The following is a 1,967-nucleotide window of genomic DNA, read 5'->3' as shown; positions in this document are numbered from 1 at the left end:
CTTTGTTAGGATCATCTTTCCATTGAGCTTTCTTCCTATTGTTTAACCAATACTTTTGAGCTGCTATATCTGGTCCTTTATATTTCTTTACAAGTGATATCTTTACATCTTCTTTAACGAGTATAGTTCCATTTTCACCTTCAACTTCTTCCTTAACCTTAGTAGCTACTTCTTCATAATAATGATAGCCTTTGGCACATTTAAATAAAGCATCTTCTACTTGTTCATTTCTAGCTTCTTTAACTTCATCAATTGCCTGCTTAAGCTTAGAGTTATTATTTTTTTTGGCCTTCCATGCACTTCTTGATATCCCTAGAAACTCTATGATTTCTTTATCCTTGCACCCGTCCTTAAGCATTGATATTACTTGTGTTAGGTTACTTTCAATAATTTCATCAACTGACTTTCTTCCCACTTTTTCACCTCCTTTTCGTGGCCATTTCATTTTTCATGGCTTTTTATTTTTTTAAGCTTAAAATTTTCATTTTTTAAATTTAAAACAAAAATAGTCTGTATCCATTGAAAATACTAACTTTAAACTACTTTTGTATTTTTTCATTCAATCAGTAATATAGGTGACGATTACGCATACTATTTTTTTAGTACATATATTAGTAATAATTTTTTATTTATCCCTTAAATAAGTACCATTTCTTTTTTTACCGATTTAACCTTTAAACAGTAATTTAATCTTATATTCCTGTATCAGCTATTCTTGCAGCATCTTTTGCCATTTGTTCTTTTAATCCTAAATATCTTTTAGTTTCCTCTATACTCTTATGTCCAAGTGCTATTCTTACTGCTTCTAAATTACCATTAGTTTCAGTATAGATTTTAGTAGCATATGTTTTTCTAGGACTATGTCCTGTTATATGCTCTAATCCAATAGCTTCTCCAACTTCTTTTAACTTATCGCTAAAAGATTTTTGTGTTAAAGCTTCATTCCCTTTACCTTTTCTACTAGGAAATGCAAACTCTGACCTTTTCTTTCCCTTAAGATATTGCTTTAGATGTTTTTCTAATGATGGTCCAATTTCTGCAACTCTTTTCTTTGGTTTTTTCCTATTAGGATTCTTAACAACTTCACTTTGCCATTGTTTATATTGCTTTTGCTCTTGAATCTCAAAGTACCCTTTATCTAATGCATCTTTTATTTCTCCAACTGTTAATGTTATTATGTCTTGCATTCTATATCCTGTTGCTCTAGCGAGTAAAAATAACATTAAATTTCTTTCAGGATATTCTTTACTTAATTCAACTAATTTTTCTTTATATCTTTCATACTTAGAGTCTGGAATAGGATTTGCCGAGCCTTTTTCCCATTCTCTTATTTTTTCTTCCATCATTACCTCACCTGCTTAATAGCTCCTCGTCTACTTCTCCTATATGATGAATGATGCATTAATTCCCTAATATCTTTTTCTTTCAGATTTTCTTTTTTATTTTTACTTCTAATTTCTCTTAATCTTTCATAACGTTCTGGATAATTTTCTTTTATAATTCTTCCAATGTTCATTACTACCCCTCCATTTTAAAGATAATAAAAGAGCTGTTATTTCTAACAACTCTTAAACTCATTTGTCAATCTTCTTGGTACATCCCAAGGAAGTGCACAATCTATATTCTTTTTTAATACTATATCACCATCTTTTTTTGTTTCATATAATGATCTATTCTTTAATATAAAAGTCTTATCACTCATATACTGCTTACTTTCATGTTTTGTTATTTTTCTTACTTCATTTTCATAAAAATTTAGATGTTTTCTATTTTTTAAGTGGATAGCTTTAAACTCTTTAAAGTTTCTTTGTATGCACTTATTTACTGCTGATTTATTTATATTTAACTGTTCTGCAATCTCTCTTGCATTTAATCCATTGCAATATAATTGCCCTACTAACTCTTTGTTCATTTCTATTCCCCCTTAAAAAATTATATAGTTTACCCCAACCCATTCAAAGTGGACA

4 protein-coding genes are annotated in these 1,967 nt (G+C 29.2%); all 4 read right to left on the bottom strand.

Annotated elements, in window-relative coordinates:
• A partial coding sequence (locus tag EJJ37_RS19650) for a Xaa-His dipeptidase (RefSeq protein WP_133017114.1) occupies positions 1–415 on the bottom strand: 415 nt, incomplete at its 3' end.
• A 277-nt stretch (positions 416–692) separates the two neighbouring features.
• Positions 693–1,346 carry a tyrosine-type recombinase/integrase gene (locus tag EJJ37_RS19645; RefSeq protein WP_338032289.1) on the bottom strand — a complete coding sequence of 218 codons (654 nt, stop codon included), beginning with the start codon at positions 1,344–1,346 and terminating at the stop codon, positions 693–695.
• Positions 1,346–1,516: a hypothetical protein gene (locus EJJ37_RS20590; RefSeq protein ID WP_166484861.1), complete on the bottom strand. Its 171-nt coding sequence runs from the start codon at positions 1,514–1,516 to the stop codon at positions 1,346–1,348. Before EJJ37_RS20590 ends, EJJ37_RS19645 begins: the two co-directional genes overlap by 1 nt.
• 42 nt (positions 1,517–1,558) lie before the next feature.
• Positions 1,559–1,912: a helix-turn-helix domain containing protein gene (locus EJJ37_RS19640; protein ID WP_133017113.1), complete on the bottom strand. Its 354-nt coding sequence runs from the start codon at positions 1,910–1,912 to the stop codon at positions 1,559–1,561.
• Positions 1,913–1,967 lie beyond the last annotated feature (55 nt).

The organism is Clostridium cuniculi, assembly GCF_004353185.1.
Lineage (GTDB): Bacteria > Bacillota > Clostridia > Clostridiales > Clostridiaceae > Clostridium > Clostridium cuniculi.
This window is presented reverse-complemented; position numbering and strand designations above follow the sequence as displayed.